Source organism: Aurantimonas sp. 22II-16-19i, assembly GCF_002088275.1.
Lineage (GTDB): Bacteria > Pseudomonadota > Alphaproteobacteria > Rhizobiales > Rhizobiaceae > Jiella.
The window spans coordinates 117,174-132,573 of sequence record NZ_AQQS01000007.1; the positions used below are offsets into that span (position 1 = coordinate 117,174).

Annotated in this window: 14 protein-coding genes; 4 read left to right on the forward strand and 10 right to left on the reverse strand. The window is 66.7% G+C overall.

Annotated elements, in window-relative coordinates; genetic code table 11:
- Nucleotides 1-9: 9 nt before the first annotated feature.
- The 6 genes from ATO4_RS08335 to ATO4_RS08360 all read right to left on the reverse strand — a co-directional run bounded on the left by ATO4_RS08335 (nt 10) and on the right by ATO4_RS08360 (nt 4,807).
- Nucleotides 10-762: an amino acid ABC transporter ATP-binding protein gene (locus ATO4_RS08335; RefSeq protein ID WP_083590976.1), complete on the reverse strand. Its 753-nt coding sequence runs from the start codon at nt 760-762 to the stop codon at nt 10-12.
- The gene (locus ATO4_RS08340) at nt 762-1,436 is read right to left on the reverse strand and encodes an amino acid ABC transporter permease (protein ID WP_083590978.1); all 675 of its coding nucleotides are present in this window, start codon (nt 1,434-1,436) and stop codon (nt 762-764) included. Before ATO4_RS08340 ends, ATO4_RS08335 begins: the two co-directional genes overlap by 1 nt.
- 101 nt (nt 1,437-1,537) lie before the next feature.
- Nucleotides 1,538-2,332, reverse strand: coding sequence for a transporter substrate-binding domain-containing protein (locus ATO4_RS08345; protein WP_083590980.1), 795 nt, complete (start codon nt 2,330-2,332; stop codon nt 1,538-1,540).
- A 248-nt stretch (nt 2,333-2,580) separates the two neighbouring features.
- The gene (locus ATO4_RS08350) at nt 2,581-3,276 is read right to left on the reverse strand and encodes a GntR family transcriptional regulator (RefSeq protein WP_083590981.1); all 696 of its coding nucleotides are present in this window, start codon (nt 3,274-3,276) and stop codon (nt 2,581-2,583) included.
- A gap of 314 nt (nt 3,277-3,590) precedes the next feature.
- Nucleotides 3,591-3,770 carry a 50S ribosomal protein L32 gene (gene rpmF, locus ATO4_RS08355; protein ID WP_083591047.1) on the reverse strand — a complete coding sequence of 60 codons (180 nt, stop codon included), beginning with the start codon at nt 3,768-3,770 and terminating at the stop codon, nt 3,591-3,593.
- 356 nt (nt 3,771-4,126) lie between these two features.
- A complete protein-coding gene (locus ATO4_RS08360) occupies nt 4,127-4,807 on the reverse strand; it encodes a transglycosylase domain-containing protein (protein WP_083590983.1) in 681 nt (226 codons plus the stop codon).
- Between the two features lie 161 nt (nt 4,808-4,968).
- Between ATO4_RS08360 and ATO4_RS08365 the strand changes: the two genes are divergently transcribed.
- Entirely contained in the window at nt 4,969-5,868 is a 900-nt protein-coding gene (locus tag ATO4_RS08365) for a polyprenyl synthetase family protein (protein WP_083591048.1), read from the forward strand.
- Nucleotides 5,869-6,112: 244 nt separating this feature from the next.
- Here ATO4_RS08365 and ATO4_RS08370 read toward each other — a convergent pair whose 3' ends face one another.
- From ATO4_RS08370 to ATO4_RS08385, 4 genes are all read right to left on the reverse strand, one after another.
- Entirely contained in the window at nt 6,113-7,666 is a 1,554-nt protein-coding gene (locus ATO4_RS08370; RefSeq protein WP_176222906.1) for a bifunctional diguanylate cyclase/phosphodiesterase, read from the reverse strand.
- A 137-nt stretch (nt 7,667-7,803) separates the two neighbouring features.
- Complete coding sequence (locus ATO4_RS08375; RefSeq protein ID WP_083590986.1) at nt 7,804-8,601, reverse strand: SDR family oxidoreductase; 798 nt, start codon at nt 8,599-8,601, stop codon at nt 7,804-7,806.
- Between the two features lie 148 nt (nt 8,602-8,749).
- Entirely contained in the window at nt 8,750-9,559 is an 810-nt protein-coding gene (locus tag ATO4_RS08380; protein WP_083590988.1) for an SDR family oxidoreductase, read from the reverse strand.
- Complete coding sequence (locus ATO4_RS08385) at nt 9,546-11,411, reverse strand: glycoside hydrolase family 15 protein (RefSeq protein ID WP_245308640.1); 1,866 nt, start codon at nt 11,409-11,411, stop codon at nt 9,546-9,548. The genes ATO4_RS08380 and ATO4_RS08385 overlap by 14 nt, the downstream gene beginning before the upstream one ends.
- Before the next feature lie 228 nt (nt 11,412-11,639).
- Between ATO4_RS08385 and ATO4_RS08390 the strand changes: the two genes are divergently transcribed.
- From ATO4_RS08390 to ATO4_RS08400, 3 genes are all read left to right on the forward strand, one after another.
- Complete coding sequence (locus ATO4_RS08390) at nt 11,640-12,758, forward strand: hypothetical protein (RefSeq protein WP_139802323.1); 1,119 nt, start codon at nt 11,640-11,642, stop codon at nt 12,756-12,758.
- Between the two features lie 168 nt (nt 12,759-12,926).
- Nucleotides 12,927-14,186, forward strand: a complete 1,260-nt coding sequence (locus ATO4_RS08395) for an ATP-binding protein (RefSeq protein ID WP_083590991.1) — start codon at nt 12,927-12,929, stop codon at nt 14,184-14,186.
- Nucleotides 14,187-14,340: 154 nt separating this feature from the next.
- Nucleotides 14,341-15,381, forward strand: coding sequence for a PstS family phosphate ABC transporter substrate-binding protein (locus ATO4_RS08400; protein WP_083590993.1), 1,041 nt, complete (start codon nt 14,341-14,343; stop codon nt 15,379-15,381).
- Nucleotides 15,382-15,400 lie beyond the last annotated feature (19 nt).

The window sequence follows — 15,400 nt, forward strand, 5'->3', positions numbered from 1 at the left end:
GAGAAGACTTCAGTGGTTGAGGACGGCGTCGAGGAAGGCGCGGGCGCGCTCGCTCGAAGGTTCGGTGAAGAAGCGGTCCGGCGAGGCGATCTCCTTGATCTCGCCGGCCTCCATGAAGACGATGCGGTCGGCGACCTTGCGGGCGAACCCCATCTCGTGGGTGACGAGCAGCATGGTCGTGCCGGTGCCGGCCAGCGTGCGGATGACGTCGAGCACCTCGCCGACCATCTCCGGATCGAGCGCCGAGGTCGGCTCGTCGAAGAGCAGGATGCGCGGCTCCATCGCCAGTGCCCTGGCGATGCCGACCCGCTGCTGCTGGCCGCCGGAGAGCTGGATGGGATATTTCTCCGCCTGCTCGCCGATGCCGACGCGGGCGAGCAGGGCCTGCGCCTTCGCCCTCGCGGCTTGCCAGGACAGGCCGCGCACCCGGACCGGGCCGAGCGCGACGTTGTCGCGGACGGTGAGATTGGGAAAGAGGTTGAAGGCCTGGAAGACCATCCCGACCTCCTCGCGCACCTGTCTGAGATTTCGCCCCTCCTCGACCCGGATGCCGTCGACGACGACGTCGCCCTCGTCATAGGTCTCGAGGAGGTTGATGCAACGGATGAGGGTCGACTTGCCGGAGCCGGACGGTCCCAGCAGGACGACCACCTCCCCCGGCGCGACGTCGAGGTCGATGGACTTCAGCGCGCAGAATTCGCCGAAGCGCTTGGTCACGCCGCGCATGGCGATGATCGGCGAAGGACTGGTGCCCGTCGTCATCAGCGCCGCCCCGAGCGGCCGAGCCGCTTCTCGAAGATCGCCACCAGCCGCACCAGCGGCAGCAGCAGCAGCAGGTAGAGAAACGCCGCGCCGATCAGCGGCGTCGGGTTGGCGGCCAGCGCCTGGGCCTGGGTCGCCTGCTTCAGGAGGTCCGGCATGGCGACGACGGAGGCGAGCGCGGTGTCCTTCATGACGTTGATCGAATTGTTGGTGAGCGGCGGGATGACGATGCGGATCGCCTGGGGCAGGACGACGTCGCGCATCAGGTCGAAGGCCGAGAGCCCGATCGCCTGGGCCGCCTCGAACTGGCCGCGGGGAATGGCGTCGATGCCGGCGCGGTAGATCTCGGCGGTGTAGGCGCTCGACACCGTGGTCAGAGCGAAGGCCGCGCTGGCAAAGGGCGACAGGCTGATGCCGACGAAGGGCAGCGCGTAATAGACGATGACTAGCCAGACCAGCACCGGCAGCGCCCGGAAGACATCGACATAGGCGATGATGACGGCCTTGAGGAAGCGCGGCCCGTACATCCGGCCCAGCGCCAGCAGCAGGCCGCCGGCAAGGCCGAGCACGATCGACAGGAAGCCGAGCGCGATCGTGCGCCACAGCCCGTCGAGCAGCAGCGGCAGCGACCGCACGAAGATCGGCCAGTTGAAGAAGGTCGTGACGAGGTCCATCGGGATCTTTCGCGACGGGAAGGCGGCGAGAGGGCTCCGGCGCATCCTGCGCGCCGGAGCCCTCGACGGCCGGCGGCAGAGCCGCCGTCAGGCTGGCGTTGTCAGGATTTCGGTGTCGGCATCGGGCGCTTCTCGACGGTGCTGGTGGTGGCTTCCGGCACCGTACCGAACCACTTCTCGTGCAGCTTGGCGATGAAGCCCTCGTCCTTCAGCGTATCGAGGACGCCGTTGACCTTGGTGGCCAGCTCGGCATCCTTGGCGAACATCATCGAATACTGCTCGCCCGTCGCCAGCCGCTCGACGACCTTCATCGCCGGCTTGTCCTTCAGATAGTAGGCGACCGCCGGAATGTCGGAAACGTAGCCGTCGATGCGGCCGGCCTGGAGGTCGAGCATCGCCGGGTTGAGGCCCTCGTAGCGGCGGATCTCGCTCAGGCCCCAGTCCTTCTCGCGCTCGGTCGCATACATGTCGCCGGTCGAGCCGGTGTCGACGCCGACGGTCTTGCCCTCGAGGTCAGCGGAACTGGCGATACCGGCATCGGCCTTGGCCGCCAGCGACTGGTCGCTGTCGTAATAGGGCTGGGCGAAGGACACCGACTTCAGCCGCTCCTCGGTGATGGTGATCGAGGAGACCGCGACGTCGATGCGGCCGGACTGGACGGCGGAGAACAGGCCGTTGAACGGGATGTTCTGGATGTCGGCGCCGTCATAGCCGAGGCGCGAGGCGACCTCCTTGACGAGCTCGACCTCGAAACCGGTGATCTCGCCGCTCTGGTCCTGAAACTCCCAGGGGACGTTGCCGACATTGGCGCCGACCGTCAGCGTCTCGGCAAAGGCCGGCGATGCCGAGAGGCCAACCGCGACGACGGTGGCAAGGAACAAACGTCTAGCGATCATGGCAGGAACCTTTCTGTCCGGCTTCGGGGGAAATGCGCAGCCATGCGCGAAAAAGCAGCCAGCTGCCCAAGTTTTTTGCATGCACTTTTGACCATCAAGTGTATGCACTTTCACCGGACGAAAGAAAGTGGGCGCGCCAATTTTCTTCGCAGCGGATGGACGGACAGGACGCGGATCGACGCGTCCACGCGCCATCGTGGCGGACGGGCGGGTCGTGCAGGGATTGCGCTGTCCGTGATCGGACCGGATCAGCCGGCGATGAACGGGGCGAGGATCGCGGCGAGGTCGCGCTGGACCCGCTCCGGCGAACGGATCATCGCACGGTCGGCGACGGCGGAGAGATGCCCCGTCATCGCCGCGGCCGCGACCTCGGCGTCGCCCTCCTCCAGCGCATCGACGATCTGGCGATGCTCCTCGATGGCGCAATCGTTCGAATGCGGCCGGCCATAGGCCGAAAGGGCGAGGCCGCTGCGATAGGCAACCTCGGTCACGTATCGCTCGAGGATCGGGCGGCCGGTCATCCCGGCCAGGAGGACGTGAAAATCGGTGGCGAGGCGGATCGACGCCGACTGGCTGACCGGGTCGGCCGCCGCCTGGTCGGCGATGTGCCGGCGCAGCTCTGCGATCTGCTCGGGGGTAATGGCGGCGGCGAGGCAATCGGCCACCAGCGCTTCGAGCGCGATGCGGATCTCGAAGGTGTCGCGCGCCTCCTCGACGGTGGGCGTCGCCACGACCGCGATGCGGTTGCGCCGGAGATTGACGAGGCCCTCGGCCGCCAGCTGGCCCAGCGCCTGGCGGGCGATCGTCCGGCTGACACCGAAGCTCTCGCCGAGCTGGTCCTCCGGCAGCTTGTCGCCCGGCGACAGCGCCCGCTCGATGATCGCCCGGCGCAGGGCGGAGCAGATCTGGGCGACCCGGTCGACGGCGTCCCTCTTCGGCTTCATCGGTCTTTCTGCATGTCTTTCCGGCCGGCCGGAGCGAAATCGTGGCGGCCGCCACTTACGAAGTCCGCCCGGACAAATGTCAAATTCGGGAATGCCGACGGCATGATGTCGCAGGTGTCTCGGCGCGCCGACACGTCCGCCCGTCCGACGCGGGAGCAAGCGCCGCGGCACGCATGGCAGGCGGCGACAGCCGGGAGCCGGAACGTCGCGGCGAGCGTGAGCACGCAAAGAAAAAGCCGGGCGGACCCGGCTTGATCATCGACTGGCGAGAATGCCGCGACGCCCGATACGGCAGGCCGCGGGCTGCGCTCGTCTCAGTCCTTGACGGTGAGGATCTGCTTGCCGCGATACATGCCCGTCTTCAGGTCGATGTGATGCGGACGGCGCAGCTCGCCGGAGTTCTTGTCCTCGATGTAGGTCGGCGCCTTGAGGGCGTCGGCCGAGCGGCGCATGCCGCGCTTGGACGGGGTCGTCTTCCGTTTGGGTACGGCCATGGTCTGCTCCAATTCCGGCGCCGGTTCGTGGAAACGAAGGGCCGGTCGCGTCTTGTTCGTCTCAGGTCTACATCCGTCCGGTCCATCCGCGCTTGTCGCCGGCGGGCCCGGTATTCACGTCGAAAAGCGCCCTCATGGGCCGAAGGGCCGCACGGGAACACCGGCATGACGGGAATTCGAGGCTGGCCATAGCAAAGACCCGGGCAAAAGGAAAGACCCGCCGTGACGCGATGATGACGGCCGCCAGACCGGGCACCGCCTCGGCGGAAGGATGCAGCGGGCCCCTTCGCGGCATCGCCGCCCCCGCCGATCCTGCGACCCGCCCCGAGCAGCCCGAACTGGTCAGCCCGAACTGGTCAGTCAGCGTCGAGACAGCCCACATAGGCGCCGGAGCGTGCCGCGAGCCGCTGCGCCAGCCGCCGCATGGTCGCGCTCGGATCGGCGGGATTGCGTGCGTCCGGAGCCGGCAGCGAGACGGTCAGGAGCTCGGCCTGGCGAGCCGTCAGCTTTGCCGCCGGCTTGCCGAAATAATGCTGGCTCGCCGCCTCGATGCCGTAGACGCCGGTGTCCCACTCGGCGATGTTGACGTAGATTTCCATGATCCGGCGCTTCGACAGGACGAAGTCGAAGTAGAGTGCGAGCGGCAGCTCCATGCCCTTGCGAATGAAGGACCGACCGTTCCAGAGAAAGAGATTCTTGACCGTCTGCATGGTGATCGTCGAGGCGCCGCGGGTTTCCTCACCGTCGAGGGCCTGGTCGATCACCGCCAGCATCTCGCCCCAGTCGACGCCGCGGTGTCGGCAGAACTGGCTGTCCTCAGACTTGATGATGGAGTGCAGCATGACCGGCGCGACGTCGTCGATCGACACCCAGTCCCGGAGCACCGGACGGACGGTGACCTCGTCCCACAGCATCAGGGTCGAGACCGGATGGACGCCGCGAATCGCGTAGACCGGTGTCAGCACCAGCGGGATGGCCACGAGGACGAGGATAACGAGGATGACCCAAGCGGCGATGCGCTTCGTCGTTTTGAGCATGGGACGTTCGATGGGTTCGATGATGACGATGGAGGAGCAGCGCTGGAAGGGCTGCCTTTACTTATCGGCGCTATAAACCAGGCGCAATGGCTTCTGGAGAGAGATCGAAAAAGCCTCCACCCGTGAACGTAAGACACACATATCGAGAAGAGATGAACAAGATGAAGCCCGGCGATTTCGAAGCGATACTCAAGACCCATGCGGCGGGCGTCGGCGATCTTCTGGACGATGTGCTGTCGTCCCACCAGTTGGTCGCGGGCACGCCACACCATCTGCTGAACGCCATGCGGCACGGCGTGCTGAACGGCGGCAAGCGGCTGCGGCCGTTCCTTGTCTGCGAAGTGGCCAGGATCCTCGATGGCGACGCCAAGACGGCGATGCAGGTCGGTCTGGCGATCGAATGCATCCATTCCTACTCCCTCGTCCATGACGATCTTCCCGCCATGGACGACGACGACCTGCGGCGCGGCAAGCCGACCGTCCACAAGGCGTTCGACGAGGCGACGGCGATTCTGGCCGGCGATGCCCTGCTGACGCTGGCCTTCGGGATCGTCGCCGCGGTCGACACGATCACGCCGGACGTCCGGCTCAAGCTCATCACGCTGATGGCGAGGAAGGCGGGCGCGCCGGGCATGGTCGGCGGCCAGGTCCTCGACATGCAGGCAGGCGCCAAGCCGCGGTCGGAGATCGAGATCACCCGCATGCAGGCGATGAAGACCGGTGCGCTGATCTCCTGCGCCTGCGAGGCCGGGGCGCTGGTCGCGGGTGCCAGCGAGGACGATCGCACCCGCATGCGCCGCTACGGCGAGAATGTCGGCATCGCCTTCCAGCTCGCCGACGACATCCTCGACGAATACGGCGACCCCGCGGTGGTCGGCAAGGCGACCGGCAAGGATCGCGAGCAGGGCAAGCAGACCCTCGCGCAGATCTACGGCAAGCGCGCCCTCGAGGATCGCCTCGCCGCGCTGGTCGCCGGTGCCGAGGAGATGCTCGAGCCATTCGGCGACCGGGCCGCCTCACTGGTCGAGGCCGCCCGGTTCGTGTCCTTCCGCAAGATGTGACGGATGCCCGGGAGCGCTCCGGCTTCGGGATATCCCGGAGCCGGGCGGCGCCATGCCGGGGCGATTGCGTTCGGGAACACGGGGAGACGAAGCGGGCCGCCGGCACAGCCGGCGTCGGCGCCCCAGAGCGGGATGAGATCAGGTGCAGAGCGGGATGAGATCAGCTGCGATCGACATCCCCTCTACCCTCTTCCTGCCGCATGATCGCTTCCGAAAAGCGGTTCTCACTTTTCGGGATCATGCTTTAGCCGCCCGACGCCATGGCCCGGGGGGTCAGAGCCGCCAGGGTCGAGTCCGGCCGGTAGCAAAGCTCCCGGATCGCGCCGAGGGTCGTCGGCTGGGCGAGAAGGTCGCCCTGGAAGACATCGGCACCGGCAAGCAGGGCGAGGCGATGCTGGTCCTCGGTCTCGACGCCCTCGGCGACGACCGAGATCCCGCTCGCATGGGCGACGCTGACCAGGGCCGCCACCAGCACGTTGGAGGCCGAATTGGTGCCGAGCTTGGAGATGAACGCGCGGTCGACCTTGATCGCGTCGACAGGAAAGGACTGGAGATAGGCAAAGCCGCTTAAGCCGGCGCCGAAGTCGTCGAGAGCGATCCTCACGCCGAGACGGCGAATGGCGGCCAGCCGTTCCCTGACGTCTTCGCTCGCCCCCATGGCCGCGTTCTCGGTGATCTCGATCACCAGTCTTCCGGGCGCGGTTCCGGTCTCGGCGAGGACCGCGGCCACCATCGAGACGACGCTGTCCCGCTTGAACTGGTTGGCGGAGAAATTCACCGAAAAGTCGAGGTCGGCATAGTCCCGCATGTCCGTGCAGGCGCGCCGCAACACCCATTCGCCGAGGAGATCGATGAGCACGGAGCGCTCCGCGACCGGTACGAATTCGGACGGGGCGATCAGCCCGCGCAAGGAGTGGCGCCACTGGACCTGCGCCTCGAAGCCGACGAGCGTGCCGTCGCCGCGATACAGCGGCTGATAGGCGAGCTCCAGCTCGCCGAGGAGGATCGCGGCGCGCAATTCCCGCTCGATCAGCCTGGCGTAGCGCAGATCGGTGACCATCTCGGGCCGGAACAGGGTGGCCTGCGCCCGGCCGTTGCGCTTGCTCTCGTAGAGCGCCAGATCGGCCCGGTGAACCAGCTCGTCGAAGCCTGCGATCTCGGGGTCGAGCAACGCGACGCCGATGGAGGCGGAGAGGTTCATCGGCTGGCTCTGGTGCCACACGGTCATGGCGAGTCGGGCGAGATACTCGTTGGCGAAGGCAATCGCCTCCTTGTGCGGGCGCTTCATCACGAGCAGCGCGAACTCGTCGCCGCCGAGCCTTCCGAAGGCGCAGGCCGGCGCCATCGCCCGGGCGATCTCGGCGGCGTGCCGGAGCGCGGCATCGCCCTTGGCGTGGCCGAGGCTGTCGTTGATGCGCTTCAGATAGTCGAGATCGATGTGGAGGAAGTAGCCGAAGCCATCCTTGCGCGTCCGGAGCTGCGCCTCGCATTCGGCGATGAAGCCGGCGCGGTTCAGCGCCCCCGTGACGACGTCCTGGCGATACGCCCGCGCCTGCTGGCGATTGATCCGCACCTGGGCCTCGAGCATCGCCACGAAGGCCTTGCGAAGCTCGAACAGCCCCATCAGCCCGGCGAGGCAGGCCAGCGCCTGGACGATGACGACGACACGGGCCGGACGATCGTGGCCGATGGCTTCGAGAACGGCCACCACATTGATCGCAGCAAGGCCGCAAAGGCTCAGAGCGAGCCCCCAGAAGAGGAATTTCCAGCGCTCGGTGGCATGATGTTGAACGACCATGGAAGGTTCGATCCGGTCCGCGTTCCCAGGCGGCACCGGTCTTCCCATCATTCCGTTAACAACATCCGTAAGCGCGGCCGATAATTGTGCGCGCTGTCCTCGCCCCGCTGCCCCGAAGGCTCGGCCAAGCAGGCGGATCAGTCGTCGTCGCGCTTGCCGACCTCGACGGTGTAGTTGAGCGGCAGCCGCCCGCCATCGGCATAGATGGTCTGGCCGGTGATGTAGCTCGCCTCGTCCGAGGCGAGGAAGCTGGCGATGGCGGCGATCTCGCGGGGTTCGCCGATCCGGCCGAGCGGAGTGCGCGACAAGACCTTGCGCGTCGCGGCCTCGTCCTCGACCACCCCCTTCAGGAGATCGGTCATGATCGAGCCGGGCCCGATCGCGTTGACGCGGATGCCGTGGGGGGCAAGGGACAGGGCCATTACCTTGGTCAACTGGCTGAGGCCGCCCTTGGACACCGAATAGGCCACCTGGTCGGGGATCGCGAAGACGGCGTTGACGGACGACATGTTGATGATCGCGCCGGCCGGCCCGCCACGCTTCACCTTGTCGACGAGGTGGCGTGCGACGGCCTGGCCGCAGAGGAACGCGCCCTTCAGGTTGATGTCGAGCACGCGCGAGAACTCGGCCTCGTCGAGGTCGAGGAAGGCGGCCTTGTTCACCACCCCGGCATTGTTGACGAGAATGTCGACGTCGCCGAAGCGGTCGAGCGCCGCGGCGACAAGGTTATGGACGTCCAGCCGCTCGGCGACGTTGCAGCCGACGGCGATGATGTCGCCGAGTTCCGAGAGTTCGCTCGCCGCGAGGTTGCCGGCCTTCTCGTCATTGTCGGCGATGACCACCTTGGCGCCATCATGGAGAAAGCGGCGCGCGATCGCATAGCCGATTCCCTTGGCGCCTCCGGTGACGATGGCGACGCGTCCGTCGAGTGCCATGACGCTGCTCCTTGTTCTGGTCCGCTCGGCCGGATCCGTCGGGCGAACCCCTGACCGACCACGGCATTCGTGCGGACATAGCAGGCCGGCGCCGTCTCTGCACGCGGGCGAGCGGCGGGCGGCAGCGTCTCTCGGGGTCCCGGCCTTTTCAGCCGTTGCCGCGAAAGCCCGGATAGAGCGTCATGCCGCCGTCGGCGAAGATCGTCTGCCCGACGATGTAGTCCGCTGCATCCGAGACCAGCCAGGCGACGATGCGGCCGATGTCGTCGGGCTCGCCGATGCGGCCATAGGGGATGAGCTTCAGCATGTCCGCCTCGCTCTCGTCGCGCTCGGCGGCGTTGATCGCTGTCGCGATCGCGCCGGGCGCGACGGAGTTCACCCGGATTCCCTCCTCGGCGACCTCCTGGGCGAGCGACTGCATGAGCATGTGGAGCCCGCCCTTGGCCGCGGCATAGTTCGCCCGAAATGCCCAGGGGATCACCTGGTGGACCGAGGAATCGAACACCAGCTTGCCCGCCGCCCGGCTCACCTCGGGGCGCTGACCCTTGGCGCGGAAGCGGCGGATCGCCTCGCGCCCGACGAGAAAGCCGCCGGTGAGGTTGACCGAGATCACCGCATTCCAGTCGTCGAGCGTCATGTCGCCGATGCTGGCGTCCTTCTGGATGCCGGCATTGGAGATGACGATGTCGAGGAGGCCCAGCGCGCTTTCGGCCTCGGCGAACATCGCCGCCACCTCGTCTTCCTTCGACACGTCGGCCTGCACGGCCACCGCCCGGCCGCCGTCAGTCTCGATCTGCGCGACGACCGCGTCCGCCTCTTCGGACTTGCCGCGGTAGTTGACGGCGACGCTCGCGCCGGCCGCCGCCAGCGCCAGCGCCGAGGCGCGGCCGATGCCGGACGAGGCGCCGGTGACCAAGGCCGCCTGCCCGTCGAGACGCGTCATGTCAGAAGGTGCCATCGGGATCCTCCATGATCTTGAACTCGAAATAGCCGGGATTGGCCTTGTCGCCGTTCAACGTTCGATCGAGCCAGATGGCTGCAGAGATCAGGGAAAGATGGGTGAGTGCCTGAGGAAAATTGCCGAGATGGTCGCCCGTCTCCGACAGTTCCTCCGAGAACAGGCCGAGATGGTTCGCATAGGTATGCAGCTTCTCGAACAGCAGGCGGGCGTCGGCGACGTAGCCGGTCCGCGCCAGCGCCTCGACATACCAGAAGGAGCAGATGGTGAAGGCCCCCTCCTCGCCTTCCAGCCCGTCGTCGTTCTCGTCCGTGTTGATGTAGCGCTTGACCAGGCAGTCGCGCACGAGGTGCTTGCGCACGGCCTTCAGGGTCGAGGTCCACATCGGATCGCGCGGATTGATGAACTTGACCAGCGGCATCAAGAGGACGACCGCGTCGAGGGTCGAGGAACCCTTGAACTGGGTGAAGGCGCCGACGTCGGGGTTCCAGAACTCCTCGATGATGGTCTTCTGGATCTTGTCGCGCTCGCCGCGCCAGGCGAGGATGTCCGCCGGCAGCGAATGGATCTCGGCGATCTTCAGCGCCCGGTCCAGCGCCACCCAGCACATCAGCCTCGAGGACAGGTATTCCTGCGGCTCGCCGCGGCTCTCCCAGATGCCGCGGTCGGGCAGATGCCAATTGCGCGACAGCCAGTCGACGATGCGGGAGATCTTCGTCCAGACCGCATAGGCCGGCTTTCCCCGCGCCTTGGTCGAAATGTAGAGCGCGTCGAGAAACTCGCCGTAGATGTCCATCTGGCGCTGCTGGTAGGCGGCGTTGCCGATCCGCACCGGCCGCGAGCCATCATAGCCCGACAGATGGTCGAGATCGACCTCCGGCATCTCCTCGCCGCCATCCATGCGGTACATGATCTGCAGGCCGGACTCGCCCGTCTCGACCGCCCGCTCCATCAGGAAGTGGACGAAGGCCTCGGCCTCGTCATAGTAGCCGAGGCGCGACAGTGAATAGAGCGTAAAGGCGGAATCGCGGACCCAGCAATAGCGGTAGTCCCAGTTGCGCTCGCCGCCAAGAACCTCCGGCAGTCCGAAGGTCGCAGCAGCCGCGATCGAGCCGTATTCGGTCGATGTCAGGAGCTTCAGCGTCAGGGCGGAGCGCACGACGAGTTCGCGCCAGAAGGTCGGATAGCTGCCCCGATTGACCCATTTGTGCCAGAAGTCCCGGGTAATCGAGAACGAGCGGCGGACATAGCGCTCCGAGACCGGCGGCGCGCCGGGTCGGCCAGGGCACAGCACCACCCAGCAGCTTTCGCCTTCGCCGAGATCGACCTTGGCGTCGATCTCGTCACCCGTGATCGCCAGATCGAACGGGGCGTAGAGCGTCACGCTCTCCTCGCCGCTCTCGCCCGTCCAGGCGATCGAGACACCGCCGTCGACCGGCGTCAGCACCGGCTTCGCCCGGGCGTAGTCCGGCCGCGGAGAGACGTTGAGCCGGAAGGTCTTCGGCCCGACGATCGCCCTGGCGCGTCTGACGATGCGGCCGGACCCGTCGATCGGCATGTAGTCGCAGACTTCGCCGATGCCCTCGTCGCCGAGGAAGCGGCTGATGAGGATGTTGGTGTCGGGAAGATAGATCTGACGGTAGTTGATCGTCCCGTCCTCGACAGAGAAGACGAAGCGACCGCCCTTCGCCGGATCGAGGAGCGCGGCGAACAGACTGGGAGAATCGATGCGCGGATGCGACAGGAAGTCGATGGTCCCATCCTCGGCGACGAGGGCGATGGTGTTCATGTCGCCGATCACCCCATGTGCCGCAATGCGATTGGGAACGTCGGGTGTGGGTTTGTCGGCCATTGGCTTCCTGCCTGAATAAATCGTCTGCCGAACATTGGCCATCAGGCGAAGGCGTAAAGGCCGCAGCTTGCCGCAGTGCGAAAAGCCGCTGTGCGGCAAGGATTTGCAACCATGCCCACGGCTGTTACATAACAGCGCAGAGGGAGTGCGGGCGACGTTCGGCGTCAGCCGGCCGAAGAAGGTTGGAGATATTTGGGAAGCGCGATCGAAAACAGTCTGCGGCGCGCCTTGGCGAAGGGAGAGAGTGCCGATCCGGACTTCCGCCTGCAGATCTACGAGGCCGCCGAGCGGGCGCTGTTGCGCCTGGAGGCCGACCGGGAGATGGCGGAAGAGGCCAAGGAGAGGCATCGCCGCGACCTGATCGCCGCGATCGAGGCGATCGAATACGAATTCGCCGACGGCGGCTCTTTTGATGACGGCTCTTCCGATGACGACGCTGCGCCCCTCAATGACGCCGGAGCCGCCGCTGCGACGGGTCTGGCAGCGCCTGGGACCGAGCGCGCGGGCAACGACCGGCGACCCCAGGATGCGACGGCAGGCGATCTGGCTGCCGGCGGACTGACGCCAGGCGAACTTGCCGGACCGGATCTGGCCGACCGCGAAAGGCTGGTGGACGACGAGGACGGCTCGCAGGAGGACGAAGCCGACGACGGTTCGCATGCCGGCAGGCGCGGACCACGCCTCCTGGTCAGCCTCGTCATCACCCTTCTCCTCGTGTTCCTCGTCGGCGCCGCGGTCTGGATGGTCCTGCCGTTCTTCTCGTCCCGGACGGTCGAGACGGCCAGGCAGGGCGAGGCCACGGCGGATGGCGGCCTGTCCGTCGCCGAGGCGATCCGCGAGAATACCGACACGGCACCGACGCAGGATGCGGCGCCGGCCTGGCTCGACGTCTACACGCCCGCCGCGCTTCGCGAATTTGCCGCGAGCGACGCCGCCATCACGGATGTCGCACCGGCCGGGGAGCAGCCGCGACTGAAGCTGACGGCGGCGTCCGCGGGACCGGCGGCCGAGGGCGGAACGGGTGACACGGGTGCCCCCCGCGAGATCGAGCTGCCGATGGCCGGTGATGTCGCCCGCCAGTTCGCCGGCCGGAAAGTGGAGGGCGAGATCGTCGTCGGCTCGCCCGACGGCAAGCCGCGGACCTTCACCCTGCGCTGCCTGTTCGGCGGCGAGACGGTCTGCGGGCGGCAACGCTTCACCACTGCGCTGCCGGAGGAGAACTTCCTGTTCCACCTGGAATTTCCGCCCGAGGCCGTGACCGGCGGGCAGATCGCTGTCGATCCCTCGGTGGGCAAGGACGGCGCGGATCTGTTGTTCCTCGGGCTGAAGCTGCGCAACGCCCCGTGAGGCGGCGAGCGGTTCGAACCGGCCTCGCCGTCGGCAACGGTGGCGCGTCCTGACGTTCACAATCGCATGCTAAGGAGCGTCGGATAGGGCCGGACGATTCGGGCCCCGCCAGCCAGGGCGTGGCGCCGCGACGGAACGCTCCTCCAACGACGAAACCACGAAGACGGCATGCGCAGGAAACGCCTCACCTTCATCGCAGCCCTCTCGCTCCTCGCCCTGGCGCTTCTGCATCCGAATGCAGCGGCCACGGCGGCGCTGGTCTTCGTGATCCTCGTCCTGACCGTCATGTGGCCGGCCAGGGAGGGCGCGAGGCGCAGCGAGGGGGACGGGCGGTCCTCCGATCAGACCTGGCCCGATCGCGGCATGAAGGCCGTGCTCGAGGCGCTGCAGGAGGCGGCGCTGATCATCGACCGGGACCTTCTGATCCGCTATCGCAATCCCGTGTCCGCCGTCGCCTTCGGCAACATGGCCCTCGCCGATCCCCTGTCGCTCCGCTTCCGCTCGCCCGAGCTTCTCGCCTCGATCGAGACGGCCATCGCCAATGCCGTCGCGACCACGGCCACGCTGGAAGAGCGGCGGCCGATCGAGCGCCACTGGCTGGTCGAGGTGCTGCCGGTTCCTGCCCCCCAGGGAATGCAGCCGATCTTCTTCCTCGTCCTGTTCCACGACCGCACCGCCGAGCGGCGGGTCGAGCGCATGCGCTCCGACTTCGTCGCCAACGCCTCCCACGAACTGCGCACGCCGCTAGCCTCGCTCTCCGGCTTCATCGAGACGCTGCAGGGGCCGGCACGGGACGATCCGCAGGCGAGGGACCGGTTCCTCGCCATCATGCGCGAGCAGGCGACGCGGATGTCGCGGCTGATCGACGATCTCCTCTCCCTCTCGCGCATCGAGATGCGCCGGCACGTCGCGCCGCAGTCCCACGCCGACCTCGTCGCCGTCCTCGCCAAGGTGCGTTCGCAGCTCAAGCCCCTCGCCGAAGGGCTCGGCGTCGAGCTCGGCTTCGACAGCTGCGAGGACCATGTCCTCGTCGTCGGCGACGAGGACGAGTTGATCCAGGTCTTCGCCAATCTCATCGAGAACGCTTGCAAATACGGGTCCGAAGGCGGACGCGTCGAGATCACGCTGCAGCGTGCCATCGAGCGCGGCCAGGCGGTGGTCGACGCCTCGGTGCGCGATTTCGGCCCTGGCATTCCGGCCGAGCACGTGCCGCGCCTGACCGAGCGGTTCTACCGGGTCGACGTCGGCAATTCGCGCGCCAAGCGCGGCACCGGCCTCGGTCTGTCGATCGTCCGCAACATCCTCCTGCGCCACCGCGCCCGGCTCATCGTCGATTCCGTCGTCGGGCGCGGCTCGACCTTCACGGCCCGCTTCCCGGCCCTTGCCGAAAATGACACCGAATCGGCAAGACTGCTCGAAACGTCATAACATTCAATACCTTGCACTGTCATATAACGGAAACGTCCTTGTCATAGACAGGTCTTGCGCAGCCTGTAGCTATGGCGCCGAACCAACAGCCGCCCCCGAGGTGGCTGACGCCCACAAGGTTCGCACGCAAAACCTCCACAGGGAGACCAATCCGATGAACAAGACCTTTCTTGCCGGCCTCGCGGTCGGCACCGCTCTGGCCGCGGTATCCGGCCCCGCCTTCGCCCAGAGCCGCGATCAGATCCAGATCGTCGGCTCTTCGACCGTGTTCCCCTACACCCAGGCCGTCGCCGAGAATTTCGGCAACGAGTCGGACTTCAAGGCTCCTGTCGTCGAGTCGACCGGCACCGGCGGCGGCATGCAGATCTTCTGCCAGGGCGTCGGCCCCAACACGCCTGACATCACGGGTGCGTCGCGCGCCATGAAGGCGTCGGAATTCGAGCTCTGCAAGACCAACGGCGTCACCGACGTCACCGAAGTCCTGCTCGGCTACGATGCTCTCTCTTTCGCCAGCTCGGTCGAAGGTCCCGACATGTCGGTGACCAAGGAGCAGCTGTTCAAGGCGCTGGCCGCCGAAGTGCCGGTCGACGGCGAGATCAAGGCCAACCCCTACACCAACTGGAGCGAGATCGATTCCTCGCTGCCGAACGAGCCGATCCTGGTTTACGGCCCGCCGCCGACGTCCGGCACCCGTGACGCCTTCGTCGAGCTGGTCATGGAAGAAGGCTGCGCCGAGCTGCCGGAGATCAAGGCTCTCGACAAGGATCGTCACAAGTCGGTCTGCCAGCGCATGCGCGGTGACGGCAAGTTCGTCGAGGCCGGCGAGAACGACAATCTGATCGTTCAACGCCTCGAGAGCGACAAGAACGCCTTCGGCATCTTCGGCTATTCCTTCCTCTATGAGAACCAGGACAAGCTGAAGGGCGCGGCGGTCGATGGTGTGGCGCCTTCGGAGCAGACCGTGGAATCCGGCGAATACGCCGTTTCGCGTCCGCTCTTCATCTACATCAAGAACGCTCACCGCAACGCCATTCCCGGCCTCAACGAGTTCGTTGCCGAGTATGCCAGCGACGAAGCCCTCGCGCCCGGCGGCTACCTCTCGGAGCGTGGTCTCGTCCCGCTGAAGCCGGAGAAGCTCAAGGAAGTCCAGGATGCCGTCACGAACGGCAAGTCCATGGAAGCTCCCCAGAGCTGATTGATCAGTGATCGCCGGC

Bases quoted from the DNA above. Each gene is read 5' to 3' on its own strand.
- ATO4_RS08335 (WP_083590976.1), bottom strand. From the start codon at position 762: ATGACGACGGGCACCAGTCCTTCGCCGATCATCGCCATGCGCGGCGTG.
- ATO4_RS08340 (WP_083590978.1), bottom strand. From the start codon at position 1,436: ATGGACCTCGTCACGACCTTCTTCAACTGGCCGATCTTCGTGCGGTCG.
- ATO4_RS08345 (WP_083590980.1), bottom strand. From the start codon at position 2,332: ATGATCGCTAGACGTTTGTTCCTTGCCACCGTCGTCGCGGTTGGCCTC.
- ATO4_RS08350 (WP_083590981.1), bottom strand. From the start codon at position 3,276: ATGAAGCCGAAGAGGGACGCCGTCGACCGGGTCGCCCAGATCTGCTCC.
- rpmF (WP_083591047.1), bottom strand. From the start codon at position 3,770: ATGGCCGTACCCAAACGGAAGACGACCCCGTCCAAGCGCGGCATGCGC.
- ATO4_RS08360 (WP_083590983.1), bottom strand. From the start codon at position 4,807: ATGCTCAAAACGACGAAGCGCATCGCCGCTTGGGTCATCCTCGTTATC.
- ATO4_RS08365 (WP_083591048.1), top strand. From the start codon at position 4,969: ATGAAGCCCGGCGATTTCGAAGCGATACTCAAGACCCATGCGGCGGGC.
- ATO4_RS08370 (WP_176222906.1), bottom strand. From the start codon at position 7,666: ATGGTCGTTCAACATCATGCCACCGAGCGCTGGAAATTCCTCTTCTGG.
- ATO4_RS08375 (WP_083590986.1), bottom strand. From the start codon at position 8,601: ATGGCACTCGACGGACGCGTCGCCATCGTCACCGGAGGCGCCAAGGGA.
- ATO4_RS08380 (WP_083590988.1), bottom strand. From the start codon at position 9,559: ATGGCACCTTCTGACATGACGCGTCTCGACGGGCAGGCGGCCTTGGTC.
- ATO4_RS08385 (WP_245308640.1), bottom strand. From the start codon at position 11,411: ATGGCCGACAAACCCACACCCGACGTTCCCAATCGCATTGCGGCACAT.
- ATO4_RS08395 (WP_083590991.1), top strand. From the start codon at position 12,927: ATGCGCAGGAAACGCCTCACCTTCATCGCAGCCCTCTCGCTCCTCGCC.
- ATO4_RS08400 (WP_083590993.1), top strand. From the start codon at position 14,341: ATGAACAAGACCTTTCTTGCCGGCCTCGCGGTCGGCACCGCTCTGGCC.